The 26,820-nt window shown below is 57.0% G+C and carries 24 protein-coding genes; 21 read left to right on the plus strand and 3 right to left on the minus strand.

What is annotated here, in order from left to right:
• Positions 1-82 precede the first annotated feature (82 nt).
• The gene (coxB, locus tag ACR0J7_RS17390; RefSeq protein WP_209505589.1) at positions 83-994 is read right to left on the minus strand and encodes a cytochrome c oxidase subunit II; all 912 of its coding nucleotides are present in this window, start codon (positions 992-994) and stop codon (positions 83-85) included.
• A gap of 176 nt (positions 995-1,170) precedes the next feature.
• Here coxB and tldD point away from each other — a divergent pair, with 176 nt between their 5' ends.
• The 6 genes from tldD to ACR0J7_RS17420 all read left to right on the plus strand — a co-directional run bounded on the left by tldD (position 1,171) and on the right by ACR0J7_RS17420 (position 8,861).
• Positions 1,171-2,592, plus strand: a complete 1,422-nt coding sequence (gene tldD, locus ACR0J7_RS17395; RefSeq protein WP_480915109.1) for a metalloprotease TldD — start codon at positions 1,171-1,173, stop codon at positions 2,590-2,592.
• A gap of 239 nt (positions 2,593-2,831) precedes the next feature.
• The gene (dprA, locus tag ACR0J7_RS17400; protein WP_480915111.1) at positions 2,832-3,959 is read left to right on the plus strand and encodes a DNA-processing protein DprA; all 1,128 of its coding nucleotides are present in this window, start codon (positions 2,832-2,834) and stop codon (positions 3,957-3,959) included.
• Positions 3,960-4,139: 180 nt separating this feature from the next.
• On the plus strand, positions 4,140-6,767 hold the full coding sequence (topA, locus tag ACR0J7_RS17405; protein ID WP_480915113.1) for a type I DNA topoisomerase: 2,628 nt from the start codon (positions 4,140-4,142) through the stop codon (positions 6,765-6,767).
• A gap of 123 nt (positions 6,768-6,890) precedes the next feature.
• Positions 6,891-7,418 (plus strand): superoxide dismutase family protein, encoded by a 528-nt coding sequence (locus ACR0J7_RS17410; RefSeq protein ID WP_480539575.1) that lies wholly within the window; start codon positions 6,891-6,893, stop codon positions 7,416-7,418.
• Between the two features lie 112 nt (positions 7,419-7,530).
• Positions 7,531-8,235, plus strand: a complete 705-nt coding sequence (locus tag ACR0J7_RS17415) for a CoA transferase subunit A (protein ID WP_209505579.1) — start codon at positions 7,531-7,533, stop codon at positions 8,233-8,235.
• A complete protein-coding gene (locus tag ACR0J7_RS17420) occupies positions 8,235-8,861 on the plus strand; it encodes a CoA transferase subunit B (protein ID WP_480495174.1) in 627 nt (208 codons plus the stop codon). The genes ACR0J7_RS17415 and ACR0J7_RS17420 overlap by 1 nt, the downstream gene beginning before the upstream one ends.
• A 38-nt stretch (positions 8,862-8,899) precedes the next feature.
• Here ACR0J7_RS17420 and ACR0J7_RS17425 read toward each other — a convergent pair whose 3' ends face one another.
• A complete protein-coding gene (locus ACR0J7_RS17425) occupies positions 8,900-9,766 on the minus strand; it encodes a lytic transglycosylase domain-containing protein (RefSeq protein WP_480488501.1) in 867 nt (288 codons plus the stop codon).
• 353 nt (positions 9,767-10,119) lie between these two features.
• Between ACR0J7_RS17425 and ACR0J7_RS17430 the strand changes: the two genes are divergently transcribed.
• From ACR0J7_RS17430 to pdeM, 15 genes are all read left to right on the plus strand, one after another.
• Positions 10,120-10,356 (plus strand): Flp family type IVb pilin, encoded by a 237-nt coding sequence (locus ACR0J7_RS17430; protein WP_480484372.1) that lies wholly within the window; start codon positions 10,120-10,122, stop codon positions 10,354-10,356.
• A gap of 301 nt (positions 10,357-10,657) precedes the next feature.
• Positions 10,658-10,885 carry a hypothetical protein gene (locus ACR0J7_RS17435; protein ID WP_480484371.1) on the plus strand — a complete coding sequence of 76 codons (228 nt, stop codon included), beginning with the start codon at positions 10,658-10,660 and terminating at the stop codon, positions 10,883-10,885.
• A 292-nt stretch (positions 10,886-11,177) separates the two neighbouring features.
• Positions 11,178-12,056 carry a Flp pilus assembly protein CpaB gene (gene cpaB, locus ACR0J7_RS17440; RefSeq protein ID WP_480484370.1) on the plus strand — a complete coding sequence of 293 codons (879 nt, stop codon included), beginning with the start codon at positions 11,178-11,180 and terminating at the stop codon, positions 12,054-12,056.
• A 193-nt stretch (positions 12,057-12,249) separates the two neighbouring features.
• On the plus strand, positions 12,250-13,623 hold the full coding sequence (locus tag ACR0J7_RS17445) for a type II and III secretion system protein family protein (RefSeq protein ID WP_480773931.1): 1,374 nt from the start codon (positions 12,250-12,252) through the stop codon (positions 13,621-13,623).
• 17 nt (positions 13,624-13,640) lie between these two features.
• Positions 13,641-14,264 carry an OmpA family protein gene (locus ACR0J7_RS17450; RefSeq protein WP_480484368.1) on the plus strand — a complete coding sequence of 208 codons (624 nt, stop codon included), beginning with the start codon at positions 13,641-13,643 and terminating at the stop codon, positions 14,262-14,264.
• Between the two features lie 221 nt (positions 14,265-14,485).
• Positions 14,486-15,721 carry a CpaE/TadZ family protein gene (locus ACR0J7_RS17455; protein WP_480773932.1) on the plus strand — a complete coding sequence of 412 codons (1,236 nt, stop codon included), beginning with the start codon at positions 14,486-14,488 and terminating at the stop codon, positions 15,719-15,721.
• Positions 15,722-15,744: 23 nt separating this feature from the next.
• Positions 15,745-17,190 (plus strand): TadA family conjugal transfer-associated ATPase, encoded by a 1,446-nt coding sequence (locus ACR0J7_RS17460; protein ID WP_267363024.1) that lies wholly within the window; start codon positions 15,745-15,747, stop codon positions 17,188-17,190.
• Between the two features lie 11 nt (positions 17,191-17,201).
• Positions 17,202-18,170 carry a type II secretion system F family protein gene (locus tag ACR0J7_RS17465; protein ID WP_267363023.1) on the plus strand — a complete coding sequence of 323 codons (969 nt, stop codon included), beginning with the start codon at positions 17,202-17,204 and terminating at the stop codon, positions 18,168-18,170.
• A gap of 10 nt (positions 18,171-18,180) precedes the next feature.
• Positions 18,181-19,161: a type II secretion system F family protein gene (locus ACR0J7_RS17470; RefSeq protein ID WP_480604995.1), complete on the plus strand. Its 981-nt coding sequence runs from the start codon at positions 18,181-18,183 to the stop codon at positions 19,159-19,161.
• Positions 19,162-19,170: 9 nt separating this feature from the next.
• Positions 19,171-19,755: a tetratricopeptide repeat protein gene (locus ACR0J7_RS17475; protein WP_480900306.1), complete on the plus strand. Its 585-nt coding sequence runs from the start codon at positions 19,171-19,173 to the stop codon at positions 19,753-19,755.
• Positions 19,756-19,785: 30 nt separating this feature from the next.
• Entirely contained in the window at positions 19,786-20,637 is an 852-nt protein-coding gene (locus tag ACR0J7_RS17480) for a tetratricopeptide repeat protein (RefSeq protein WP_480773933.1), read from the plus strand.
• A gap of 3 nt (positions 20,638-20,640) precedes the next feature.
• Positions 20,641-21,186, plus strand: a complete 546-nt coding sequence (locus ACR0J7_RS17485; RefSeq protein WP_480473718.1) for a prepilin peptidase — start codon at positions 20,641-20,643, stop codon at positions 21,184-21,186.
• 117 nt (positions 21,187-21,303) lie between these two features.
• The gene (locus ACR0J7_RS17490; protein WP_480900309.1) at positions 21,304-22,611 is read left to right on the plus strand and encodes an ATPase; all 1,308 of its coding nucleotides are present in this window, start codon (positions 21,304-21,306) and stop codon (positions 22,609-22,611) included.
• Between the two features lie 40 nt (positions 22,612-22,651).
• Positions 22,652-25,063, plus strand: a complete 2,412-nt coding sequence (locus ACR0J7_RS17495; RefSeq protein ID WP_480915116.1) for a ligase-associated DNA damage response DEXH box helicase — start codon at positions 22,652-22,654, stop codon at positions 25,061-25,063.
• A gap of 40 nt (positions 25,064-25,103) precedes the next feature.
• Positions 25,104-25,766 (plus strand): ligase-associated DNA damage response endonuclease PdeM, encoded by a 663-nt coding sequence (pdeM, locus tag ACR0J7_RS17500; RefSeq protein WP_480484361.1) that lies wholly within the window; start codon positions 25,104-25,106, stop codon positions 25,764-25,766.
• A gap of 2 nt (positions 25,767-25,768) precedes the next feature.
• Here pdeM and ACR0J7_RS17505 read toward each other — a convergent pair whose 3' ends face one another.
• Positions 25,769-26,362 carry a LytTR family DNA-binding domain-containing protein gene (locus ACR0J7_RS17505; protein ID WP_480484360.1) on the minus strand — a complete coding sequence of 198 codons (594 nt, stop codon included), beginning with the start codon at positions 26,360-26,362 and terminating at the stop codon, positions 25,769-25,771.
• Positions 26,363-26,820: the final 458 nt, after the last annotated feature.

Raw genomic sequence — 26,820 nt, forward strand, 5'->3', positions numbered from 1 at the left:
TCCTTCTGGGGCGAAAACTGCGCGGATCGCCCGCGCAGCCTGAAATTTGTTTCAGGCGGGGTTGAGCCCGCCCCTATCGTACTCAGTTCGAGGCGACCTGATAGCTTTGCGGCAGGCCCGCATATTCTTCGATCGCACCTTGCAGCCATTCGTCATAGACTTCCTGGCTTACGACCTTGACGGTAATCGGCATATAGGCGTGGTCCTTGCCACACAGTTCCGAACACTGACCAAAATAGATGCCTTCCTTGTCGGCCTGGAACCACAGCTCCGCCAAACGTCCGGGCACACCGTCCTGCTTTACGCCAAAGGCCGGGATGGTCCACGAGTGAATCACGTCGGATGCAGTCACCTGCATCACGATGACCTTGCCGACCGGAACGACAACAGCGGTGTCGGTGGCCAACAGCCATTCATCATCGCTGTAGCCTGCATCGATCAGCTTGGCGCGCATTGCGTCATCCAGAACAAATGGCGTCACGTCCGCGTCCGCAGGGCGTGCGCCCTCGTCCAGGGTCGCCGGGTGGCCCAGCAGATAGCTGTCGAATGCGAAATCGTGATCAACATACTCGTAGGTCCAGTACCACTGGTTGCCGACGACTTTGATGGTGATGTCACCTTCCGGGATTTCCTGCTGTTTGAAAAGAACCGGCAGCGAGAACGCGCCAATAAACACCAGAATCAAGATCGGACCCAAGGTCCAGGCGATTTCAACAGGGGTATAGTGCGAGAAACGCGCCGGGGTCGGGTTTGCGCGCTGATTGTAGCGCACGATGCAATAGACCAGCAGAGCTGCAACCAGCAGACAGACTGCGGTGATGATCACGAGAATCATGCCGTCCAGCTTCTGGATTCCTGTGGCAAGGCTGGTGGCCGCGGGCTGGAAGCCCATGCCGCCGTCTACCGGCTTGCCGATAATCTCAAGCTCCTGAGCCATGGCGGGTAGGCTGGAGAGGGCTGTCATAAACCCTGAAAGCATCAAAGCATTCTTCATGTTCTGTCCTGATCGTTTGATCTTTGCGTCCCTGACGGAAAGGTGTGAATCGGTCGCACCTCTCCCGTTGTCTTTGGCCGCGTTAAAAACCATATTCCGGCGGGTAGATAAAGCAAAATGCTTGCGTCAAACAGACGCTATTTTTGATCTGGATCAAACCCGAAAGGTCACAACCCATGCCTGAAGCCCCGTTTCGCCCCTTTGAGAGCGCCCTGCCGCAAGATGAAGCACTGGCCATATTGCGCTCGGCAACGGACGGGGCCGAGGATGGAGAGCTGTTTGTCGAGCGTCGGAAATCCGAATCTCTGGTGTTTGACGACGGGCGGCTTCGCACCGCGTCTTATGACGCATCCGAAGGGTTTGGCCTGCGTGCCGTTCAGGGCGAAGTGGCCGGGTACGCGCATTCCACTGATGTATCGATTGCCGCGCTGAAACGTGCTGCCGAGACCGCGCGACTGGCGGTTGGCGATGGAGGCGGAACGCTCGCCGAAGCCCCCCGCCCCACGAATACGCGCCTGTACACGGACGAAGACCCAATCGAATCTGCCGCCTTCCCGGTGAAAATCGAAACCCTGCGGGAGATTGACGCCTTTGCCCGTGATTTGGATTCGCGGGTGGTTCAGGTCAGCGCAATGATCGCCGCCGCCGTTCAGGAGGTGGAAATTCTGCGACCCGATGGTGTGATTGTGCGTGACGTGCGCCCCATGACGCGCGTGAATGTCTCGGTCATTGTTGAACAGGACGGGCGGCGTGAAAGCGGATCGGCCGGCGGCGGCGGGCGGGTTGGCCTGAGCGGGCTGATCGACCCTGCCGACTGGCAGGCCAAGGCGCGCGAAGCCCTGCGCATCGCATTGGTCAATCTGGACGCGGTTCCCGCCCCTGCCGGCGTGATGGAGGTTGCACTTGGCCCCGGCTGGCCCGGTATTTTGCTGCACGAAGCCATCGGTCACGGGCTTGAAGGCGATTTCAACCGCAAGGGAAGCTCGGCCTTTGCCGGGCTGATGGGACAACAGATTGCATCCAAGGGCGTGACCGTGGTGGATGACGGCACGATTGCTGACCGTCGCGGCTCGATCACTGTGGATGATGAAGGCACGCCCAGCTCGCGCACGGTGTTGATCGAAGACGGCATATTGACCGGCTACATGCAGGATCGGCAAAACGCCCGGCTGATGGGCGTTGCGCCCACGGGCAACGGGCGGCGGCAAAGCTATGCGCACAAGCCAATGCCACGCATGACAAATACGATCATGTTGGGAGGCGACGCTGATCCGGCAGCATTGGTGGCAGATATTGAAGACGGCATCTGGGCGGTTGGATTCGGAGGCGGCCAGGTCGACATCACCAACGGCAAGTTCGTTTTCTCGTGCACCGAGGCGTATCGTGTCGAAAACGGCAAGATCGGCGCGCCGGTCAAGGGCGCCACGCTGATCGGTGACGGGCCATCGGCCTTGAAGCGCATCCGCGGCCTTGGCAACGATATGGCGCTGGATCCGGGTATGGGAACCTGTGGCAAGGACGGTCAATGGGTGCCCGTGGGTGTGGGTCAACCGACGGTGCTGATGGACGGGTTGACTGTCGGCGGGTCGGCAGCCTGAGGCGGAAGAGAAGCGCAAAGGCAGGCGCAGGGTTAACCATGCGCCACTTTGATTCGATAGCACTCCAACCGACGCCATTGATTTGAGCGCCGGTTGAAAAATATTCTTTTATTTATTTTCAGACACTTGACCGGTGTATTCCCCGAGAAATACAGATAAATCGCTGCTAATTATCTGCGATTCAGAGGCTGTTAACCCCCTGTCCCGTAAACCAGTTCTGCAATCAGGCGGAGCAACGGATGACCGAAGAGCAGCTTTCTTCCAATCACCCCCCACTCCCACCCACCACGGAAGAGGACCGGTTTTCGTGGCTTCGCCTGTTGCGCTCGCGCAAGGTCGGCCCGGCGACGTTTCGTCGGCTGCTGCGTGAACATGGCTCGGCGCAGAACGCGCTGGCCGCGCTGCCTGAAATGGCACGCGCCGCCGGAATAGATGGGTATGAAACCTGTCCCCCCGGCGTGATCGAGGCGGAACTCAGGGCCGCAGAAGCCGCCAAAGCGCGGCTTTTGTGCCTTGGGTCCGCAGATTTCCCCGACGCATTGAACGACCTATCCGATGCCCCGCCCTTGCTTTGGGCCATCGGGGATGTGTCGCTGTTGCAGAAACCGGCGATTGCGATGGTGGGCGCGCGCAACTGTTCCTCGCTGGGCGCACGGATGGCGCGTGGTCTGGCGCGCGCCTTGGGTGAAAAGGGACATGTGATTGTCTCGGGTCTGGCGCGCGGCATTGATACGGCAGCGCATATGGCGTCGTTGGACACCGGCACTGTTGCCGTCATGGCGGGCGGTGTCGATGTCATTTACCCGGCCGAGAACACGGAACTGGCGCACAATATCGCGACCAAAGGCCTGCGGCTGTCGGAACAGCCAATGGGCGTGACACCTCAGGCAAGGCATTTTCCACGCCGCAACCGGATCATCTCGGGCCTGGCCCAAGCGGTTGTGGTGGTCGAGGCCGCAGCAAAATCCGGCAGCCTGATCACAGCGCGTGACGCCCTGGATCAGGGGCGCGAGGTTCTGGCCGTGCCCGGCCATCCGTTCGACGCCCGCGCTGCCGGGTGCAACCTTTTGATTCGGGACGGTGCGACGCTGGTCCGTTCGGCAGACGACGTTGTCGAAGCCCTGCCGCAGCAAGGCGATCTGATCTTTGCAAAACCCGAGCTGCCGCCCGCCATGCAGCCACGGCCTGCCGTACTGGACTTGCAGGCGCAAATCCTTGAGCGGTTGGGACCTTCCCCTATCGCCGAAGACCAGTTGCTGCGCGATATTGCGGCCTCGGCCGGGGATCTGGGGCCAGCGCTGGTCGACCTTGAACTGGACGGACGAATCCAGCGGCAGCCGGGCGGGCTGTTGTCTCTGGCAGGCTGATTTGGACGGAAAACAAGATTGCCCAATCGAACGCTCTGCCTGCGATCAGGTGCGGGTATCACGCTGAAATCACGTCGCTTTTCCGTCTGCCAAAGGAACGCATTGACAATCCCCGCTTGCCCCACACATTTTGCACCACCATAGAAGGCGCCAAATTCGTCGAGCGAGGTTTCCCCTTAAATGCCCGTAGTTGTTGTAGAATCTCCGGCCAAAGCAAAAACAATCAATAAATATCTCGGCCCTGACTACACCGTTCTGGCCTCTTACGGCCATGTGCGGGACCTGCCGCCAAAGGACGGATCGGTCGATCCGGACCATGGATTTTCCATGACATGGGAAGTGGGCAATGACAGCCGCAAACATGTAAAGGCCATCGCCGACGCGCTGAAAGAAGACAACGCGCTGATCCTCGCCACCGACCCTGATCGTGAGGGTGAGGCAATCAGCTGGCATTTGCAGGAAGCGCTGACCAAGCGCCGCTCGATCAAGAAAGACACACCGGTTAGCCGGGTGACCTTCAACGCCATCACCAAAGAGGCGGTGACCGAGGCGATGAGGAACCCGCGCGACGTCGATATGCCCCTGGTCGAAGCGTATCTGGCACGCCGCGCCTTGGACTACCTTGTTGGCTTCAACCTGTCACCGGTTCTGTGGCGCAAACTGCCCGGCGCAAAATCCGCAGGTCGGGTGCAGTCGGTCTGTCTGCGCCTGATCGTCGAGCGTGAGATGGAGATCGAAGCGTTCAAGCCGGTCGAGTACTGGTCGGTTCGGGCCCTGTTCGAGACACCGCGTGGTCAGACCTATGAGGCGCGGCTGGTCACGTTGGCGGGCAAGAAACTGGACAAGCACGATCTGGCTAACGCAACACAGGCCGAACTGGCGGTTCAGGCCGTCACCAGCCGCGCGCTGCGTGTGACTTCGGTCGAAGCCAAGCCCGCCGCGCGCAATCCAAGCGCGCCGTTCATGACTTCGACCCTGCAACAGGAGGCGAGCCGCAAATTCGGCATGGGCGCGCGCCATGCAATGCAGGTTGCGCAGCGCCTCTATGAGGCCGGATACATTACCTATATGCGAACCGACGGGATCGACATGGCACCCGAGGCAGTGACGGCAACGCGAGACACCATCGCGGACCGGTACGGTGCAGAATATGTGCCGGACAGCCCACGTATGTACAAGAACAAGGCCAAGAACGCGCAGGAAGCACACGAATGTATCCGCCCCACGGATATGACGCGCGATGCCAAGGCGCTGAAGGTTACGGATGAAGATCAGCGCAAGCTTTATGATCTAATCTGGAAACGGACCATTGCCTGCCAGATGGCGGCAGCACGATTGGAGCGTACAACGGTCGAGATTGGCAGTGACGACGGTCAGGTCGGTCTGCGTGCCACCGGTCAGGTGGTATTGTTCGACGGGTTCATGCGCGTCTACGAAGAAGGCCGCGATGATGTCGCCGACGATGACGAAAAGCGCCTGCCACAGATCATGCAGGGCGACCCCGCGCGCTTTTCTAAAACTACGTTGCGTGATCAGTTTGCCAAGGCCACCAGCGAGTCGGACAAAGCCGCAATCATGGCCGATAACGAAGCCGTTCTGGCGTTGCAGCATCACACGCAACCGCCCCCGCGCTATACCGAGGCCACTTTGGTCAAGCGGATGGAGGAGTTGGGGATCGGACGTCCTTCGACCTATGCCTCGATCGTGACCACGATTCAGGACCGTGAATATGTGCGCAAAGACAAGAACCGGCTGATCCCCGAGGAAAAGGGCCGGATCGTCACCATCTTTCTGCTGAACTTCTTCCGTCAATACGTTGGATACGAATTCACCGCGAATCTGGAAGAGCAACTGGATGACGTCAGCGCCGGTGATCGTGACTACAAGGATCTGCTGGGCAAGTTCTGGCGCGATTTCTCGGCAGCGATTGGCGAAACATCCGAACTGCGCATCTCGGAAGTGCTGGACAAGCTGGACGAGGCGTTGGCGCCACAGCTTTACCCCCCGCGTGAGGACGGGTCCGACCCGCGCATCTGCCCGAAATGCGGTCTGGGGCAATTGCACCTGAAAACCTCGCGCACTGGCGGCTTCGTGGGCTGCGGCAACTATCCGGAGTGCAACTATACACGGCCCATCGCCGGTGAAGGCGCGGAAGGTGACGAACAATTGCTGGGCGAAGACGCCGGGGATGAGATCTGGCTGAAGTCCGGCCGCTTTGGGCCGTATGTCCAGCGAGGTGAACCCACACCCGAGAACAAGAAGCCGCCGCGCGCCTCGCTTCCACGCGGCTGGAGCAAGGATGACATGGATCTGGACAAGGCGCTGACGCTTCTGTCCCTGCCGCGTCAGATCGGTGAGCACCCCGAAGGCGGCATGATCACCTCGAACTTCGGGCGTTTTGGCCCCTATCTGATGCATCAGCTGGCCAATGAAACCAAGCCGGTCTATGCCAATCTCAAAGACCCTAATGATGTGTTCGAAATCGGTATGAACCGCGCCGTTGAGCTTTTGGCGGAAAAACGAGCCAATCCCGGTGGGCGCGGGCGCGCAGCGGCAAAAGCTTTGAAAGACCTGGGCGAGCATCCCGATGGCGGCGCGATGCAGGTTCTGGACGGACGGTACGGGCCATATGTGAAGTGGGAAAAGGTCAACGCGACCATCCCGAAAGACATCAAGCCCGAAGACGTGACGCAGGAAATGGCCATCGAACTGGTCAATGAGCGCGCATCCAAGAAGGGCACCAAGAAAAAGGCTGCACCCAAAAAGAAGGCTGCCGCCAAGAAGACAGCAAAGAAAGCGGCTGAATAAACCGGACTTTTGACCGGGACATGTCACCAAACACGCGGGCCGGTTTCTGAATAAAGGAACCGGCCCGCGTGTTTATGGACTGACGCGATACAGGATTGCGTTGTTCAGTAAAGGAGTTGAGACATGTTCAGAACCGCCATTCTTGTTGCGGCGATAAGCGTTGCGGCTGCCACGCAGGGCCATGCCGCGCATCACGTCAAGTCCGCCACAGCCGAAATCATCAACGCGCAAGGCGACGTCATTGGTCAGGCGAAGGCGACGCAAGGGCCCAATGGTGTTCTGCTGCACGTGCGCGTCACAGACCTGCCGCCGGGAAAACATGGGTTGCACCTGCACAGCCATGGTGTCTGCGAGGCCGGCGAAGGGTTCAAGACGGCCCAAGGCCATGTTGGCAAAGTTGAAGGCGCACATGGGCTGCTGAACCCTGAAGGCCCCGAGCCCGGCGATCTGCCCAATCTATATGTGGGACAGGATGGCGTGGGCGAGATGGAGGCCTTTACAAACCTTGTTTCGCTTGAAGGTGATGGAGATGTATTGCTGGATGGGGACGGATCAACTTTCATCATCCACGAAGCTGGCGACGATCACATGAGCCAGCCCATTGGCGGTGCAGGTGGGCGCATCGCCTGCGGGATCCTGATCGCCGACTGACACTATTGTCAGCTGAACTACCGTAGAAATACCTGAACCTTCTGGTTTCATTGACTTCCCCATGACGTGGCGGCAAAACCTGCCCATCACCATGTCATTGGGGGAGTTTTCCATGAAGAAAGTCTATGCCAATGCCGCCGAGGCACTCGATGGGGTGCTGACGGATGGCATGCTGATTGCCGCGGGCGGGTTTGGCCTGTGCGGCATTCCCGAACTGTTGCTTGCTGCCATCCGGGATTCGGGCGTCAAGGACCTGAGTTTTGCGTCGAATAACGCCGGTGTGGACGACTTCGGTATCGGCATCCTGTTGCAGACCAAGCAGGTCAAAAAGATGATCAGCTCGTATGTCGGCGAAAACGCCGAATTCATGCGTCAGTATCTGAGCGGCGAGCTGGAACTGGAATTCAACCCGCAAGGAACACTGGCCGAACGGATGCGCGCCGGTGGTGCCGGTATTCCCGGTTTCTACACCAAGACGGGCGTCGGCACCGTGATTGCGGAAGGCAAGGAGCACAAGGATTTCAACGGCGAGACCTATATCCTTGAGGAAGGCATTTTTGCCGATCTGGCCATCGTCAAGGCTTGGAAAGCTGACGACACCGGCAATCTGGTATTCCGCAAGACCGCCCGCAACTTTAATGTGCCCGCTGCAACCTGCGGCAAGATCTGCGTGGCCGAAGTGGAAGAGATTGTTCCGCGCGGCTCACTGGATCCAGACAAGATCCACCTGCCCGGCATCTATGTGCATCGCATCATTCAGGGCGATCACGAAAAGCGCATCGAACAGCGCACCACCCGCAAGAAGGAGGACGCATAATGCCCTGGGACCGCAATCAGATGGCCGCACGCGCGGCAGAGGAACTGGACGACGGCATGTATGTGAACCTCGGCATCGGGATTCCGACGCTGGTGGCGAACTATGTCGGCGACAAGGACATCACACTGCAATCGGAAAACGGTATGCTGGGCATGGGCCCTTTCCCGTATGAAGGCGAAGAAGACCCGGACCTGATCAACGCGGGCAAACAGACGATCACCGAGCTGTCCCGCACTGCCTATTTCGACAGCGCCACGTCCTTTGCGATGATCCGGGGCGGCAAAATCGCTGCTGCGATCCTGGGTGCCATGGAAGTGGATGAGAAAGGCGACCTGGCAAACTGGATGATTCCCGGCAAGCTGGTGAAAGGCATGGGCGGCGCCATGGACCTGGTTGCAGGCGTTGGGCGCGTGATCGTGGTTATGGACCACACCAACAAGCACGGTGAAAGCAAGGTCCTGAAGGAATGCACTCTGCCACTGACAGGCAAGGGTGTCGTGGATCGCATCATCACCAATCTGGGCGTTCTGGACGTGGTCGAGGGCGGATTGAGAATCGTCGAACTGGCAGATGGTGTCAGTGAAGACGAAATGCGCGCTGCGACCGAAGCGACAATCGTCGGCTGAAAAAAAGAAAAGGCCCGCCGGATCGAGGCGGGCCTTTTTCAATTTGAGGTCTGGAACACGCAACCATCTGAAATCAGATCCGGCGGTGTCGCGCACAAAGCCCGCGCGATCTGGAAAGCGGCCAGAACCTTGGGGACATAATCCCGGGTTTCGGCATAAGGCGGCACGCCGCTGTGTTTACGTACAGCCCCCTCACCCGCGTTGTAACCGGCCAGAACCAGAATCGGATCATTCCCGAACTCTTCCATCAGCCAGTTGAGGTATTTCACGCCCCCGGCGATGTTCTGCGAGGGTTGCAGACTGTCCTTAACACCAAAGCGGGCAGCTGTGGCGGGCATCAACTGCATAAGCCCCTGCGCGCCGGCCGAACTGACGGCATCTGCGCGACCGGCTGATTCAACCGAAATGACGGCCAGCACCAGCGCTGGCGACACATTGGTTCCCACGGTTGACCGCAAAATCTCGATCCCGCGTTCTTTTGCTATGTTTTGCAGCGATTGCAGCCGGGGTGATCTTACATTCGTCGCCGCCAGCGCGTTAATCGCAGCATCAAGCCGCCCGGCCCCACCTTCATCGATATGCGGTGAAATGCGGTCCCAGAATGCCTTGTACGACCCTTTCGGGTCAGGCGCGGCACCGATTCCCGGCACTGTGGGCTGAACCACTTTGGTTCTTGCTATGATTTCTGGAACCACCAGCTCCACCCCTGTGCTGGGGGCTGAGGGCTTGGCCGCGTGTTCCTCGGGTGTGATCTGAATGGTCACGCGAGGACGCTCACCCGGCTTGGGGGCCTTGATCCGCTTGTAAACTCCGCGCGGCTCAACCTCGGTCGCTGACCCGGGTGCGACACCAGATAGTAGAAACGCCAGTACACCGGCGCATTGAAGTGCGTTCCGGAGAGTCATGTGCCTGCCTCATGTATTCTTTTTACGCGATTTGAACCGCGAATCTTCGCCCAAGGCCAGAAAAACAAAGCGAATTGGGGCAATTTCGCCTCATTTGGCGTATATTTGCACCGCTGCGGAGCACTTCGCACCAATCGAAGAATTTTTTTTCCTTTTATTTGCATGGGTTTACGCATTTAGTGACTAAAAAGTTAAGCCGCACGAAAAAAAATCTGTGTTTGGCCCAATTCCTGCCACGCACAACAGGCAAACATTAATCCATACCGAGACGGACATGAGCGGACTGAGAGAGAAAGCTCTGAAGAACGCCGAGGTTTGTTAAACTCTTTTTGATCCTTTAGGAGGGACGTAACATGATCAAGTTCATCAAGAACTTCCGCAAAGACGAAGACGGCGCAGTAACAGTTGACTGGGTTGTTCTGACCGCAGCAGTCATCGGCCTGGCAGCCGTTGCATACCAGCAGATCTCGGCTGGCGCGACCGGCCTGGCAACAGACGTGAACCAGGCCCTGAACGGCGCATCGCTGAGCACCGGCAGCAACACCGCAACCGGCGGTATCACAACTGCAGGCAGCAACAGCGGCAGCTAAGCTTCTGCTTGAGCAAGATTTTAAAGCCGCGCCATTCAGGCGCGGCTTTTTTCGTTCAGAGGTCTTTCAATATCTCTAAGAATAGAGTTTGACGGTCCTACCCCGCACGCCACGCCGCGAGCGCCACCGAATTGATCACGCCCAATTTGCAGGTCTTTGCGCACAAAAGAGCCCGTGAAAAAGTTTGGAATCTTGGATATTTCCAGCGAAATCAACTTTTGGCCTGATTTCCGCCATCCGAACGAACCACTATTAGGCGACGTTACGGGAAACACTGAATTGTCGTATTGGAGATAAGTAGATGCTAAAGTTCCTTAATCGGTTCAAATCGGACGAAGCAGGAGCGGTGACCGTTGACTGGGTGGTTTTGACCGCAGTGCTCATCGGACTGTCAAGCGCGACCTACCTTGTCATCAGATCAAGTGTTGATGGTATCGGCGGTAACATCAACCAAGCCATGAGTTCCTCTGTTGTCAGTACCGGCTCGAACACCGCTCCCGGTGGCCTTGTAACAGCGGGAACCAACTGACCCGCAGCGAGTTTTCACATTCACCAGCTTTCCTGAGCTTGTTGGTGAACGTGTCGGGCAAATAATCGCGGCGACCTTTTTGGGCGCGGCGTTTGTTTCGTTGTTCTTCGTCTGGCCTGCCGCAGGGAGATGACAGCAGTTGTTTTGCGGAATTGTGCGAAAGCTGACGCAGAATCTAACAAGCAGACATTTTTGTCCCACATTTCGACACAATTTACATTTAACACTTGGGCTGTTTCAAAGTGGCCCTTTGGCCGCTTAGTATCCGACTAAATAAGAAAGAGGTGCATGTATGCGAGCGGTATTCGGACTTGTCCTGATTGTCGGCGTTGCTCTGGCTGGGGGCGCCGTTTACATGGCGCGCAACTATATTGCGGCTTATCAAAGCGAACTGGCACGGCAGAAACAAGCGGCAGAAGAAGCGCTGGCCAATGCCAAAGTCGATGTCATCCCGACGGTAACTGTTTACGTTTCAAATCGTCCTCTGAAATACGGTGAACGCCTGACGCAGGAAGACGTGCGCGCTGTAGACTGGCCGGAAAACGCGATTCCCGAAGGTACGTTCTCTGATCTCACTGCCTTGTTTCCCGAAAGTGGCGCCAATGAGCGTTATATTCTGAGGACCATGGAAAAAGACGAGGCGATTATGGAGGTCAAGATCACACGGCCAGGCGAATCGGCCGGGCTGACCTCTCGTCTTGAAAAAGGTATGCGCGCCTTTGCGATCAGCGTGGACGTGGCCTCTGGTGTTTCAGGCTTCTTGCGCCCCGGCGACAATGTCGACATCTACTGGACCGGGTCAAGCGGGACGGTAGAAGGGAATTCTGGCGGCATCACCAAACTGATCGAAACCAACGTTCAGCTGATCGCCGTCGACCAGACCGCTGGTTCGGACGTCGCAAGCGCAACGATTGCACGCACAGTCACGGTCGCAGCCACGCCGGAACAGGTCGCAGCACTCGCGCAGGCCCAGAACACCGGGCGGCTGTCGCTGGCCCTTGTTGGGGTGCAGGATGACTCTGTTGCGTCGGCAATCGAGGTGGATCAGCGCAAACTGCTTGGAATAACGGCAGCCGCTCCGGAACCGAAGGAAGAGGTTGAACAGGTCTGCACGACGCGCATCAGACGCGGTGGAGAGATTGTCAACGTGCCTATACCCTGTACAAATTGACGCCAATTCAGAGTGTTACAAGATCGGAGCCGCATCTCAGATGCGGCTCTTTTCTTGTTGTTGTTGCCAATTCTCCACATAAGGAAAATTCCAGAAACCATTGATTATTGCAATAAATTCGGATTTCGCGCAGTCTCTTAGCACATAGGGCATAAGACCCAAAAAACGAGGCGTGATCGGAGAGGCAGGTCACATGACAATACGTTCCTGGATCAGCGCAACCCTGCTGGGGTTGTCGCTTGTTATGAGCCCGGTCGGCGATGCCGCCTGGGCTGAAACCCTTCGCGTGGTGAAAAAGGGCACAGTGGAAACGCTGGAAGTTCCGATGAATCGCGCGATTGTTGTGGAAAGCGAACAACCGTTTGCAGAGCTCAGCATTGCCAACGCAGGCATTGCGGATATCTCTTCGCTTTCGGATCGCACAATCTATGTTTTGGGCAAGGCCCCTGGCCTGACCACGCTAACACTGTTTGATGGCGCAGGAAATCTGCTTGCCAACGTACGTGTCCGGGTCTCGCCCGATGTAACCGAATTTAAAGAGCGTCTGCGTCAGATCCTGCCAAGTGAGCAGATTGAAGTGCGCACCGCCAATGATGGCATCGTACTGTCCGGCACGGTTTCAAGCGCCGCCAAACTGGCCCGCGCACTTGAATTGGCTGAACGCTACGCGCCCGAACGTGTATCGAACCTGATGTCTGTAGGTGGCGTGCAGCAAGTGATGCTGAAAGTACGCTTTGCCGAGATGAATCGCTCAGTCGCAAAAGAGCTTTCTTCAACACTTTCAGTTGCGGGCACTGATTTTGTCGGTGGCTTCAATCCGCAGAACCTTGTTCCCCCTGTCACCGTGCAAAATGGTACGTTGTTGTTTGGCTTCGGGGTCGGATCAGCTCAGGTCAACTTGCTGCTGCAAGCCCTCGAGTCGAAGGGCCTTGTTCGCAACCTTGCCGAACCAAACCTTTCGGCCCTGTCCGGACAGGAAGCAACGTTCCTGGCTGGCGGTGAGGTTCCGATTCCGGTGCCGCAAGACGACGGTGTCGTGGCAATCGAGTACAAACCCTTCGGTGTGAATATGAACTTCATCCCGCGGGTTGTGGACGGCGACCTGATCAATCTGGAAATGGGCACCTCGGTTTCGAGCATCGACACCAGCACGAACTTCACGATCAATGGAGACACCGTTCCCAGCTTTATCGTGCGGGAAGCCAAGACCACTATAGAGTTGCGCGACGGGGAAAGCTTTGCCATCGCAGGGCTGCTTCAGGACAACTTTGTTGACCAGGTCAACCAAGTGCCGTGGCTGGGAGATGTCCCGGTTCTGGGCGCCTTGTTCCGCAGCGCTGACTATCAGCGCGAACAAAGTGAACTTGTCATCATCATAACGGCGCATCTGGTGACGCCGACGCGTGGCGAGGCGCTAGCCCTTCCCACCGATCGTGTCAAACCACCCAGCGAATTTGACCTGTTCGCGAATGGTCGGGTTGCTCGCACACAGCGTCCCGGAGCCGGCGGAGCATCCGAAGTTGCCAAACAGAATTTTGGCAGCTCGTACGGCTACGTCCTAGATTGATCAGGAGGATAGGACCAATGCAGAAGTGGATCATCACACTGGGTCTTACGGTCGCCGTTGCCGCATGTACGCGCGAGGTCGGATATGAGATCGATGCCGGAACCTTTGGAAACGCGACATTGAACAATATCCAGGTTCAAAACGGCGAGTTGACCTATGCTCAGATTCTTGGGCGCAGATTTGCCGCGGATGTGCCCAGCCAAGTGAACTTTGCCTTCAACAGTTCGCAACTGGACGCATCAGCGCAAAGCATACTGTTGCAGCAGGCTGACTGGATCAAACAGTTCCCCGAAGCCAGGTTCCGGGTTTACGGACACACAGATGCTGTAGGATCAACCAGTTACAACAAGAGCCTTGGTCTACGCCGCGCACAGGCAGTAGTCGCATTCCTTGAACGGCAAGGAATCTCGCGTTCACGTCTTGAAGCCGTTGTATCCTTTGGAAAAACGCAGCCGTTGATCGCGACACCGAATCGGGATCGCCGCAACCGCCGGACGGTAACGGAAGTTTCTGGCTTTGTTGACCGTCACCCGCAGCTGCTGGACGGCAAATACGCCAACATCATCTATCGCGAATACGTTGAAAGTGCGACGTGGAAGAGCGTGATCGAAGATGTATCAACAACAGATACGGCCAACTAGTGCCGCTGGCATTGGTGGATAATACAAGCAGAATGGGCGACATCGTCGCCCATTTCCCTACAATTGGTTCTTTTGCGCCCAATTCTTGCCCAACTTCAAAGCAACATTGTGAAAAATAGGGTGACCTGCGGCCAAATTTGACCGTATTGGGGCGACAGCACATCAATCTGGCGGAATTCGTTCATATGACATGCTGAGCCCTCACGACGAGGATAGTGTTTATGACCAGCGCAACGCCGCAAGACGAAAATTCTGCAATCCTGGCCTGCACCATAAGCCGGGATGTCCAGAATTTCGACCTTCTGATTGAAGACATGGAAACCATTCTGGGCGAGCGCTGGGGCGACCTGGGCTTTGCCGAAGCGCTGGCCTTTTTCAGCCAGCCAGAAGCCGAAGCACTTGAATTCGTTGCATTGGCAATCGACGGGGAAGATGAAGACAACCTGTCATTGATGGGTGAAATCATCACGCGGGCCAAGGAAAAGAAGATCAAGGTCGTCTTGATCGCAGAGGACGTCACACCTGCTTCGCTCCACCAATTGCTGCGCAAGGGTGCGGACGAGTTTGTCCCCTACCCGCTTCCGGAAGGTGAATTGCAGGAAGCGGTAGAACGCATGAAGCAGCCCGATCCGGTTGTCATGGCGCAAGCCGCAGCTGTTCCATTGGCAAGTGGCGAATCAAAGGAAGGCGCGTTGTTCGTCGTTCAGGGACTTGCTGGTGGCGTGGGATCCACGACTTTGGCGGTAAACCTGGCCTGGGAACTGGCCTGTGCCTCGGACAAGGATGCCCCGTCTGTCTGTCTGATCGATTTGGATCTGCAATACGGCACGGTTTCAACCTATCTGGACCTGGCACGCCGCGAGACGGTGTTCGAAATGCTGTCGGATACGGATTCGATGGACAGCGAGGTTTTCTCACAAGCTCTTCAAACTTATGAAGAAAAACTGCAGGTCCTGACTGCACCATCCGACATGGTGCCATTGGACCTGATTACCCCCGAAGACATCCAGCGCGTGATTGACGTGGCGCGCACGCATTTCGACTATGTGGTTGTGGATATGCCCAAAACGCTGGTCTTGTGGTCGGAAACGGTCTTGCAGGCGGCGCATGTATATTTTGCAATGATCGAGCTTGATATGCGCTCGGCTCAGAACGCCCTGCGCCTCAAGCGCGCGTTGCAGGCCGAAGAACTGCCCTTCAACAAGCTGCGCTTTGCGCTGAACCGGGCCCCAAAATTCACCGACCTGAATGGAAAAAGCCGCGTGAAACGTATGGGGGAAAGCCTTGGCATCTCTATTGATCTGCTGCTGCCTGATGGGGGCAAACCTGTCATGCAAAGTGGCGACCATGGTTTGCCGCTGGCCAATTCAGCCGCCAAGAACCCGCTTCGCCGGGAAATCGCGAAGCTCGCCAAATCACTTCACAGCCTTGGCAGCAGCAGCGCTGAAGCTGCGTAACATCATCCCAAGGGGGGATCGCCGTGTTTTCAAGATATAAAAAACAGCCAGCAGCGCAGCCCGTCAAAGCGGCAGCGCAGCCGGTCGAAACGGCGGCACCTGCCGCACAAGCTGCCCCCAGCCCCGCTGCAACGGCCGTCGTACGCAAACCTCAGAAAAAAACGGCCGAGGTTGCCGGGGCAGATCGTGATCGAAAACGCAAAGAGCGGCTGAGTGAGATCAAGATCGAACTTCACCGCGAGTTGCTGGAGAACCTGAACCTGGCAGCTTTGGAAACTGCCGCCGAAGCGGAGCTACGAGCCGAAATCAGCGCAATCGCCAGCGAAGTTCTGGAAACCAGGAACATCGTTCTGAATCGCGACGACCGATCGCAGCTGAACAAAGAACTTTATGACGAAGTAACAGGCCTTGGCCCGCTTGAGACGCTTCTGCAGGACGATACGGTCAACGATATTCTGGTCAACGGACCGCATCAGATTTTCGTCGAACGTGCCGGTAAGCTGGAAATCAGCGACATCACCTTCAAGGATGAAAAGCACCTGATGCGGATCATCGATAAGATCGTGTCCGCGGTAGGCCGTCGTGTCGATGAATCCAACCCCTATGTTGACGCCCGACTGGCCGATGGATCGCGATTCAACGCCATGGTGCCCCCTATCGCGGTTGATGGGTCTCTGGTTTCGATTCGTAAATTCAAAAAAGACAAGCTGGGTATCGATGATCTGGTCAATTTTGGTGCGTTCACCGAGGAAATGGCTGCCTATTTGCAAGCTGCCGTGTCGACCCGACTGAACGTTATCGTGTCGGGCGGTACCGGTTCCGGTAAAACGACTACGCTCAACGCTCTGTCCAGCTTTATCGACGATGCCGAACGCATCCTGACCATCGAGGATACAGCGGAACTTCAGCTGCAACAGACGCATGTGGGCCGGATGGAAAGCCGACCGCCCAACGTGGAAGGCAAAGGTGAGGTCAGTCCGCGCGACTGTCTGAAGAACGCCTTGCGTATGCGACCTGACCGCATCATCGTCGGCGAGACACGCGGCGCCGAGGTGATCGATATGTTGCAGGCCATGAACACTGGCCACGACGGTTCGATGACCACGATCCACGCGAACTCGGCCCGGGATGGGATTTCACGTCTGGAAAACATGATCGCGATGGCCGGCATCGAAATGCCCATTAAGGCCGTCCGCAGCCAGATCGCAAGCGCTGTGAACCTGATCGTTCAGGCCAGCCGATTGCAGGACGGTTCGCGCCGCATGACCTCGATCACCGAGATTACCGGTATGGAAGGTGACGTGATTTCAATGCAAGAAATCTTTCGTTTTCAACGTGTTGGCCTGACACCTGACAACAAGATCATCGGTCACTTTACGGCAACTGGTGTGCGCAGCCACTATTCGGAACGCTTCCGTCTGTGGGGGTTTGATCTGCCCGCATCCATCTACGACCCAACCACAATGTAGGAGAACCGGGTATGCAATTGCCTATGGAGGCGATCATCTATGTCGCCATCTTTGTGGGGGTTCTTGCCCTGGTCGAGGGCATCTATCTGGTTGCGTTCGGCAAATCCATCAGCCTGAACAGCCGGGTCAACCGGCGTCTGGACATGCTGGAAAAGGGTGCCGGGCGCGAACAGGTTCTGGAGCAGCTGCGCAAGGAAATGCAGCAGCACATGAAATCACAGAGCATTCCTCTGTATTCGCTGCTTGCTGACAAGGCTCAAAAAGCCGCGATTGCGTTTTCACCCCGTCAGCTGATCATGATCATGGCTCTGGTCTCGGCCATGGCATTTGTCGGTCTGAGCATTGGTACCGCGACGGATACGGCGCTGCGCATCGCGATTTCAATCGCCATCGGTATTGGCGGTGTTTACGCGTGGGTAAACCACAAGGCCAAGAAACGTATGGGCATGATCGAAGAGCAACTGCCTGACGCGGTTGAGCTGATGGTGCGTTCGCTTCGTGTGGGTAATCCTTTCGTTTCGACAATTCAGGTTGTTTCCAACGAAGTTCAGGATCCGCTGGGAACCGAGTTTGGTATTATCGCGGATGAATGCGCCTATGGACGCGATGTGGGCGAGGCGCTCAAAGATATGGCCGAACGTCTGGACATGCAGGATCTTCGGTTCCTCGCGGTTGCTGTGGGTATTCAGCAGCAGTCCGGTGGTAACCTGGCTGAAATTCTGGCTGGATTGGCACAGGTGATCCGCGCGCGGTTCCGCCTGTTCCGGCGCGTCAAGGCGATCACGGCCGAAGCCCAATGGTCAGGTAAGTTCCTGTCTGGCTTCCCAATTGCGTGTCTGATTTTCATCCTGGTCAAGGATCCGGGGTATTATGACGAAGTGTTGGATCACCCCTGGTTCATCCCTGCGTGTTTCGTTGTCGGCATTTTGCTGACACTGAACCTGATCGTCATGAAGATCATCACCAACATCAAGGTCTGAGGGCAGCACAATGGAATTTCTGACCAACATCAATGACCTGCTGACCCAACACCTGGGTGAGTTCGGCCCCCTGATCGTAGTGGGTGTACTTGGCCTGATCATGGTTCTTGTCGCTGTCTCACTGATCATGAGCCAGCCGGAAGATCCTCTGAAAAAGCTTCAGCGGTCGAATGCGGCGCCCCGGGCGACGAAAAAAAGCAAGAAAGAGCAACTGCGTAACTCCAGCCGCAATGAGCAGCTTGAGAAATTCGCGACTTTCCTGGAACCGAAAAACGAAGAAGAGTATTCGGCGGTTGAGCTGAAGCTGCGTCAGGCGGGATACCGGTCAAAAGATGCGGTCCGGTTCTTTCACTTTGCGCAGTTTTCGCTGGGTATCATTGGTATCGTTGTCGGTGTTCTGCTGATTACGGTCCTGTCAAACGGTCAGGAGTTCACCGGCCAGCAGATGATGATCCGGGTATTCGTGCCAGCCGCAATCGGTTATTTCGCGCCGAAATACTGGATCACGCGCCGGGTCGAAGCACGCAAAGAGGCGATTACCGCAGGCTTTCCAGATACGCTTGACCTGATGCTGGTCTGTGTTGAGGCCGGACAATCACTGGACCAGGCCATCGTGCGCGTGTCCGGTGAAATGAAATCCTCCTACCCAGATATTGCTCAGGAATTCGAAACCGTCGCACACGAGATGAAAGCCGGTAAGGACAAAGACACTGTTTTGCGCGATTTCGGAGTGCGCTGCGGCGTACAGGACGTGAACTCATTCGTCACCGTGATGATCCAGTCGGCGACTTTCGGTACATCCATTGCCGAGGCATTGCGGGTTTACGCCTCAGAGATGCGTGACAAACGCGTGATGCGCGCCGAAGAGGCTGCGAACAAGTTGCCTACCAAGATGACTCTTGTCACAATGATGCTGACAGTTCCGCCACTGCTGATCATTCTGGTCGGTCCGTCGGCGAATGTCATTTCGACTTTCGGGCGCGCAGGATGATAAAACCCTATGACAGCTGAATTCTGGTGCTTCCCTTCCGGGTTTCGCCGAATACTTAAGGCCACCGTGGTTTGCACCATGGTGGCTTCTTGCACAGAAGGCCTGTCACCGAACGGCCTGGATGCGCCGGGAGTTGATCCCAGGGGACAGGCAGAAGACAATATCGAGGTCGGAAACCGGCTGATGGCTGCCGGTGAATACGAACTGGCGCTTGATACCTTTACCCGCGCCGCGCTGGACCAGGGTATGACGACACAGGTCCTGACCTCTCTGGGTACGGCCAATCTTGGGTTGCGGCGTTTAGGGCAGGCTGAGAAATTGCTGCGCCGCGCCGTGGAAGGCGATCCGGATTGGCCTGTTGCATGGAATAATCTGGGTGTTCTACTGATGGAGAAACAGGAGTACCCCGAAGCGGCGCAGGTCTTTCAACGGGCTTACGCGCTGGACAATGGCGAAAGTGACGCAATCCGCGACAATCTGCGCTTAGCACTCGCAAAAATGGAAAATCCTGTTAATAATATCCCGCAAGAACAACAAGAATTTACACTGGAGCAGCTTGGCGACGGGCAATTCGCGCTACGCAAAATCCAGTAATCGAGGCAAGAGCAGTAAAGGACGCAAAAAATGCGCCAGCAATTCTTGATTCCGGCTGTTATTATCAGCGGTCTGATCCTTTCGGCCTGTGCAAAGGAAACCGAAGAGGAAAAGGTGGAACGGACGTTTCAGGAAGTGAACGTCATTGACGAAACCAACCTGAACGATGTGTTGTTGAGTGCCGCCGACCCGAACGAGGCGGTGACCTATTTTCACGGCGCCACACTCAAAAACCCTGATCGCATCGATCTTCAGCGCGGGTTGGCAATATCCCTGGGACGCGCAAAACGCACCACCGAAGCGGCAGCAGCATGGAAGCGCGTGACGACAATGAAGGGTACGAACGCCGCAGACAAGGTCGAGTATGCCGATGCGCTGGTACGAAATGGCGACTGGTCTCAGGCCAAAACCGTTCTGGATTCGGTTCCTCCAACGTTCGAAACCTTCAAACGCTACCGTCTTGAGGCGGTGGTCGCGGATTCCCGGAAAGAGTGGAAGCGGGCTGATCATTTCTATGAAACGGCCGTTGGGCTGACCACCCGCCCGGGCAGCGTGATGAACAATTGGGGGTATTCGAAACTAACCCGTGGCCAGTATGCCGAGGCCGAACGCCTGTTTACCGACGCAGTCCGTCAGGACAGCTCTTTGTTCACTGCCAAGAACAATCTGGTGCTGGCCCGGTCAGCGCAGGGCAACTATAGCCTTCCTGTGGTGCCGATGACCCAGGTTGAACGGGCGCTACTGCTGAATACGATGGGTATTTCCGCAGTCAAACAAGGCGACGTGGAAACCGCGAAAAACCTGTTCCGCGAGGCTATTGCCACTCATCCGCAGCATTTCGATGAAGCGGTTCGCTCGCTTCGTGCGCTTGAAGAGGCCTGACACATGCAAATCCCCGCTGCGGCGGCGGCATGGTTCCTGCCCTTCGTGCTGCCGATCTGCTTTTACGTGGCCTTCACGGATATGCGCGAGATGCGGATCAAAAACCATGCAGTTGTTGCGCTGGCGTTGATTTTTGTCGTGGTCGGGCTGGTTGCCATCCCGCCCTGGTCCACCGGCGCGGTCAGCGGTCATCTGTTGCTGATCAATGTGTCGATGCCGATCTATTTCTGGCACCTTCTGCATATCCCCGTGGTGTTGATTTTCGGCATTCTTCTGAACGCGTCAGGGGCAATGGGCGCGGGCGACGCTAAGTTTCTTGCCGCGTCCGCGCCATTTGTCTGGCTTGGCGATCTAAAGCTGGTGCTGCTTATTCTGACCGCCTGTATTCTGGCCGCCGTGGTCACGCATCGTTTGGCTAAAATCACAAGGTTGCGCACCATTGCGCCACATTGGGAAAGTTGGGATCGGGGCAAACAGTTCCCCATGGGGTTCGCACTGGGTGGCTCGCTGGCCATGTATCTGATTCTGGGTACTGTTCTCGGTTCGTAAACTATCATCAGCGCGCCTTGCCCCTGCCTTTGTCCCGCCACAAAGCTGGGTCACTTTTCCTTCAAGCCGCCCTTATTCGGGCAGTTGGCGTTACAATTTGACGAACGAGCACCGCGCATGAATATGCAGACTTCCTCTGTTATGGCCCCCCCTGCCCCGAAGGGGTTAGGCGAAATGAAGCTTCCGCTGGTGATGATGCGGGACATCTTGCTGAAGACCATATTCCGCAAGAACACCAGCACCGTGTCAGAAGTTTCAGCAGCCATATGTCTGCCCGGCGCAGTCACGCAGGAACTGATCGATATCGCGCGCGAGCAAAAGCTGCTTGAGGCTACGGGGACGCTGAACGCCAACAGTGGCAACGAGATGGGATATCAGCTGACTGATGCCGGCAAGGCCCGCGCACTGGATGCCCTCAGCCAGTCCGAGTATTTCGGTGCGATGCCCGTCCCGCTGGACGTCTATCGCGAGCAGGTCAAGCGCCAGTCGATCCGCAACATTCAGGTCACGCGCGACCAGCTGACCAATGCGATGGGGCACCTGGTTCTGCCCGACAGCCTGCTGGATCATCTGGGCCCGGCGGTCAGCGCAGGCCGGTCGATCCTGATGTATGGACCGCCGGGCAACGGTAAGTCGTCCATCTCGAACGGCATTCGCGATGCGTTGGGGGACAATGTCTATGTCCCCTATGCCATCGAATATGCGGGTCAGGTGATCACGGTCTACGACCCGATCGTGCATACCGCGATCGAGCAGGAAGCCGACGACCCGAACAGCCTGCGCCGCCGCAAGCGGTTCGACTCACGCTATGTGCAGTGTGAACGCCCGACCGTTGTCACCGGCGGTGAACTGTCGCTTAGTATGCTGGACCTTGTCTACAACCCCACGGCAAGAACCTATCAGGCACCGCTACAGCTGAAATCCACGGGCGGCATCTTTATCGTGGACGACCTTGGCCGTCAGGCCGAACCGCCGCAGGCGCTGGTCAACCGCTGGATTGTTCCACTGGAAGAAAACAAGGATATCCTGGGCCTGCAATCGGGTGAGAAATTCGAAGTTCCATTTGATACGCTGGTCATCTTCTCGACCAACTTCCACCCGAACGAGATCTTTGACCAGGCAGCCCTGCGCCGGATTTTCTTCAAGATCAAGATCGACGGTCCGAATCAGGAGAACTTCCTGAAGATTTTCGCCATGGTTGCGCGTAAACGCGGGATGCCACTGGATGAGGCGGCGCTGGTGCATCTGCTGAAGGTCAAATACCCGACCATCAACAACATCTACGCCAACTATCAACCGATCTTTCTGATCGACCAGATGATCTCGATCTGCGAGTTCGAAGGCATCCCCTATCAGATGAGCCCGGAACTGATCGACCGGGCCTGGGCCAACATGTTCGTCAAAGACGAGAAAATCGTCAAATAACGCCGTGCCATTACCACTCCGGGGCGGGTAGTCTGCGTTCATGACGCAGATTCCCGCACGGATTGCCGCGTGGTTTTCCACCAAAGGCTGGTCCATCCACCCGCATCAGCAAGAGATGTTCGACCGCGCATGCAGCCCGGCGACACTGTTGATTGCACCCACCGGTGGCGGCAAGACCATGGCCGGTTTTCTGCCGTCGCTTGCCGAACTTGCGGACGCTGGTCACAATGGATTGCACACGATCTATGTCTCGCCGCTCAAGGCGCTGGCCGCCGACATAAAACGCAATCTGCGCACCCCGGTGGATGAGATCGGCCTGCCTGTCAGGATCGAAGACCGAACCGGTGATACCTCGGCCACGCAAAAGAAACGCCAGCGGGCCGATCCGCCGCATATCCTGTTGACCACGCCGGAAAGTCTGGCGTTGCTGACCTCGTACGAGGATACCCCGCGTATGTTTGAAGGGGTGCAGCGGATCATTGTCGATGAAATCCACGCACTGGCTGAAAGCAAGCGCGGAGATCAGTTGATGCTGGCGCTGGCGCGTTTGCAACGCCTCAATCCCGATCTGCGCCGCGTCGGGTTGTCGGCGACGGTGGAAGATCCTGCTGCGGTTGCCCGCTTTCTGGCCCGCCACCCTGATCCCTGCCAGATTGTACAGGCCGACCCCGGCCCGGACCCGGATATCCGAATGCTGGAAACGTCACAGATGCCACCCTGGTCTGGTGGTGGCGCGGCTTATGCGATTCCAGCTGTGCTGGAGCAGATCAAGCATCACAAGACCACGTTGATCTTTCACAATACGCGCGCCCAGGCCGAGATATTCTTTCACAATCTTTGGCTGGCCAATGATGACGGTCTGCCCATCGGCATCCATCACGGCAGTCTGGACCGGCAGCAGCGCGAGCGGGTCGAGGCGGCAATGGTTCGAGGTGACTTGCGCGCGATCGTCTGCACCGGTTCGCTGGATCTGGGCATCGATTGGGGGGATGTCGATCTGGTAATCCAGATCGGCGCGCCCAAGAATGTCAAACGGCTGGTGCAAAGGATAGGACGGGCCAACCACCGCTATAACGCACCTTCCAAGGCGCTTTTGGTGCCTGCCAATCGCTTCGAAGTGGTCGAATGCGTCGCCGCGCTAGAGGCCGCCAAAGCCCATGACCTGGACGGAGAACCCCGCGGTCGCGGCCCCCGCGATGTGTTGTGCCAGCATATCCTGATTGCCGCCTGCGCCGGGCCGTTTAACGCAGATGATCTATATGCCGAGATGACATCCGCCGGGCCTTACGCTCAGCTGAAGCGGGCAGAGTTTGACGCCTGCCTGAATTTCTGCGCCACCGGCGGCTATGCTCTGCAAGCCTATGATCGCTGGCAAAGGTTGCAGCAGCGTACCGACGGGCAATGGCAGTTGCGCGACCCACGCGCCGCATCGCGCATTCGTATGAATCTAGGCACTATTCAGGACACGGATACGCTCAAGGTTCGTCTGAAACGTAACCGGGGCGGCAAACCTCTGGGTGAGGTTGAAGAAGCATTCGCTGCCTCGCTGACGCCCGGCGACACCTTCCTGATCGGCGGGCAAATCGTGCGGTATGAGGGACTGCGCGAGATGGTGGTCGAAGTCACGCGGCACGCAGACCGAAAGCCAAAGATTGCGACCTTTTCGGGCACGAAATTCGCAACCTCCACGCAACTCAGCGACCGCATTCTGCGCATGTTTGCCCAAACTGACTGGCCACAGCTTCCCCCTCATACGGCTGAATGGCTGGATTTGCAGCGCCAGATGTCCCGCCTGCCCCAGCGTGATCGTCTGCTGATCGAGAGCTTTCCCAGCGATGGGCGTGAACATCTGTGCGTCTACGGATTTGCTGGTCGCAACGCGCAACAAACACTGGGCCTGCTGCTGACCAAACGGATGGAGGAAACCGGACTGGCCCCGCTGGGGTTTGTCGCCACGGACTATGCCACGCTGATCTGGGGTCTGGACGCGGTTACCGATCCCCGCCCGTTGCTTCAACCCGATGCGCTGCGCGACGGACTGGACACCTGGCTGGCAGGTAACGCCGTTATGAAGCGCACGTTTCGTGCATCGGCCACCATTGCGGGTCTGATCGAACGCAACATGGCAGGGCAACGCAAAAGCGGGCGGCAGGCTACGTTTTCGTCGGACATCCTGTATGACACCTTACTTAAATACGATCCCGATCACCTATTGATGCAGATCACCCGCGAAGAAGCCATGCGCGGGCTTGTCGATTTCGGTCGGATCGAAACAATGCTGGCCCGAATTGGCGACAGAATTGATCTGGTGCGGCTCGAGCGTGTCTCGCCCCTGTCAGCGCCTCTGTTTCTGGAGGTTGGCAAAGTGCCGGTGAAAGGCAGTGCCGAAGAAAGGCTTCTGGCGGAGGAAAGCGCACGGTTGCTGCAAGCAGCGGGGTTGGAACAGCTTTGATCTGCTTGCGCCGGGCTCTGAAACAGGTCAAGAACGTATCATGAACGAACTTGAGTTTCCGTTTGCAGGTCAGCGCCTGTGTGCTTTGCCTTCCGGTGCGCTTTGGTGGCCAGACGAGAACCTGCTGTGCGTGTCGGACCTGCATCTGGGCAAATCCGAGCGCGTGGCGCGGCGTGGTGGGCCTTCGCTTCCGCCTTATGACAGCCGCGAAACGCTGGACCGCCTGAAGGACGACCTGGGGCATACGAACGCCAAAACCATTGTATGTCTGGGCGACAGCTTCGATGATCTTGAGGCTGCCCGGGCGCTGCCAAAATCAGAAATGCTAAGGATCGCGACCTTACAGTCCGGACGTCAGTGGATCTGGATTGAGGGGAACCACGATCCCGGTCCTATTGAGATGGGTGGAACCCATCTGTTCGAATGGCACCGTGGCCCGCTTGTTTTCCGTCATATCGCGCAGGATCCCACGCGAGGAGAAGTTTCCGGCCATTACCATCCAAAAGTCCGGATCAGGGTCAAGGGACGTCATATTTCACGCCCCGCCTTTCTGCTGAACGATCATCGCCTGATACTTCCGGCATATGGCACCTTTACCGGGGGGCTGCGCAGTTCGGATCATGTGCTGTCGGCACTCATGGGATCGCAGGCGATGGCGATCCTCACAGGTCCGCATCCGCATATGATGCCAATGCCACAATAGGTTCAGATCAGGCCGTCCTGTTCCAGCAACGGCTTGTATTTCCGGCTGACCGGAACCAGATCGCCATTGACCAGTTTCAGAAAGGTTTTGCTGCCTTCTCTTTCGACACTTGCAATGGATGCGTCGGTGACCCAATGCGAACGGTGCGAACAATGACCCGGGACAGGCTCCATCTCGGCGATTGCATCTGTGAAACGCGACCGAAGCGTGAAGGTGCCTTCTGAGGTGACAACATCTACGTTGTGATCCCGAACAGTCAGGCGATAGATCTGCCCGTTGAACCTGGGCGGCAAGCGTTTGACAAGGCGTGGTTTTTCAGAATCGGATTCAGTATTGGCCGAGGCATTCAGGTCGTTACGCTGAACAAGCATCAAGCCTGTCGCGAACAAAGCGCCGTACACGACAACCCGTTCGGTATCTGGCACCATATTTCCACCAAGGATGTAAAGTGCCCAGGCTAGCATCCACAAAGAAGGCGTGAACAACGCCACGGTCAAGACAACATATGTCAGGTCCCGTGCCAGAAGGTTCAGAAGTGCAAAATTCTTCTGCATCAGCTTTCGGACCAGCCCGGTCACCGTCAGAGCAAGGAGCATTACCCCGGCCCAGAATACAAGCCGCAATCCAAATGACAGGTCAGAATCAAGAAAGGGTGGAAACGCATATGCAAGTAAAGGAAGAAAGACCAAACCCGCTGCCACACGCTGCGGTGAAAATGCCTTCTGGATTATACTTATTTTAGACGTCATACCGCTTTTGTGCATGAATTAGCATAGCTCAACCCGAATGCCTCAGACACAATAGTGTCTTCACCTGTAACCAACTGGGAATACAGGGATATCATGAATTGTTCGGCTGTCAAACCCATTCAGGCTGCTTTGCCCATGCTCTCATGGGGCGGTCTGGGGGCGGTTTGGCTGGAACCTTGCCTGCCAAAAAAAGGGGACCGGTCCGACGGATCCCCTCCGGCCCCCGTGTTTATCAGGCGGTCAGGCCTTCTGGTTCTGGGAGTTTGTTTGCGCGGCAGCAGGCGGTGAGGGTGTTGGCCAGCAGG

This window comes from Ruegeria sp. O4 (assembly GCF_056535125.1).

Bases quoted from the DNA above. Each gene is read 5' to 3' on its own strand.
- coxB (WP_209505589.1), bottom strand. From the start codon at position 994: ATGAAGAATGCTTTGATGCTTTCAGGGTTTATGACAGCCCTCTCCAGC.
- tldD (WP_480915109.1), top strand. From the start codon at position 1,171: ATGCCTGAAGCCCCGTTTCGCCCCTTTGAGAGCGCCCTGCCGCAAGAT.
- dprA (WP_480915111.1), top strand. From the start codon at position 2,832: ATGACCGAAGAGCAGCTTTCTTCCAATCACCCCCCACTCCCACCCACC.
- topA (WP_480915113.1), top strand. From the start codon at position 4,140: ATGCCCGTAGTTGTTGTAGAATCTCCGGCCAAAGCAAAAACAATCAAT.
- ACR0J7_RS17410 (WP_480539575.1), top strand. From the start codon at position 6,891: ATGTTCAGAACCGCCATTCTTGTTGCGGCGATAAGCGTTGCGGCTGCC.
- ACR0J7_RS17415 (WP_209505579.1), top strand. From the start codon at position 7,531: ATGAAGAAAGTCTATGCCAATGCCGCCGAGGCACTCGATGGGGTGCTG.
- ACR0J7_RS17420 (WP_480495174.1), top strand. From the start codon at position 8,235: ATGCCCTGGGACCGCAATCAGATGGCCGCACGCGCGGCAGAGGAACTG.
- ACR0J7_RS17425 (WP_480488501.1), bottom strand. From the start codon at position 9,766: ATGACTCTCCGGAACGCACTTCAATGCGCCGGTGTACTGGCGTTTCTA.
- ACR0J7_RS17430 (WP_480484372.1), top strand. From the start codon at position 10,120: ATGATCAAGTTCATCAAGAACTTCCGCAAAGACGAAGACGGCGCAGTA.
- ACR0J7_RS17435 (WP_480484371.1), top strand. From the start codon at position 10,658: ATGCTAAAGTTCCTTAATCGGTTCAAATCGGACGAAGCAGGAGCGGTG.
- cpaB (WP_480484370.1), top strand. From the start codon at position 11,178: ATGCGAGCGGTATTCGGACTTGTCCTGATTGTCGGCGTTGCTCTGGCT.
- ACR0J7_RS17445 (WP_480773931.1), top strand. From the start codon at position 12,250: ATGACAATACGTTCCTGGATCAGCGCAACCCTGCTGGGGTTGTCGCTT.
- ACR0J7_RS17450 (WP_480484368.1), top strand. From the start codon at position 13,641: ATGCAGAAGTGGATCATCACACTGGGTCTTACGGTCGCCGTTGCCGCA.
- ACR0J7_RS17455 (WP_480773932.1), top strand. From the start codon at position 14,486: ATGACCAGCGCAACGCCGCAAGACGAAAATTCTGCAATCCTGGCCTGC.
- ACR0J7_RS17465 (WP_267363023.1), top strand. From the start codon at position 17,202: ATGCAATTGCCTATGGAGGCGATCATCTATGTCGCCATCTTTGTGGGG.
- ACR0J7_RS17470 (WP_480604995.1), top strand. From the start codon at position 18,181: ATGGAATTTCTGACCAACATCAATGACCTGCTGACCCAACACCTGGGT.
- ACR0J7_RS17475 (WP_480900306.1), top strand. From the start codon at position 19,171: ATGACAGCTGAATTCTGGTGCTTCCCTTCCGGGTTTCGCCGAATACTT.
- ACR0J7_RS17480 (WP_480773933.1), top strand. From the start codon at position 19,786: ATGCGCCAGCAATTCTTGATTCCGGCTGTTATTATCAGCGGTCTGATC.
- ACR0J7_RS17485 (WP_480473718.1), top strand. From the start codon at position 20,641: ATGCAAATCCCCGCTGCGGCGGCGGCATGGTTCCTGCCCTTCGTGCTG.
- ACR0J7_RS17490 (WP_480900309.1), top strand. From the start codon at position 21,304: ATGAATATGCAGACTTCCTCTGTTATGGCCCCCCCTGCCCCGAAGGGG.
- ACR0J7_RS17495 (WP_480915116.1), top strand. From the start codon at position 22,652: ATGACGCAGATTCCCGCACGGATTGCCGCGTGGTTTTCCACCAAAGGC.
- pdeM (WP_480484361.1), top strand. From the start codon at position 25,104: ATGAACGAACTTGAGTTTCCGTTTGCAGGTCAGCGCCTGTGTGCTTTG.
- ACR0J7_RS17505 (WP_480484360.1), bottom strand. From the start codon at position 26,362: ATGCTCCTTGCTCTGACGGTGACCGGGCTGGTCCGAAAGCTGATGCAG.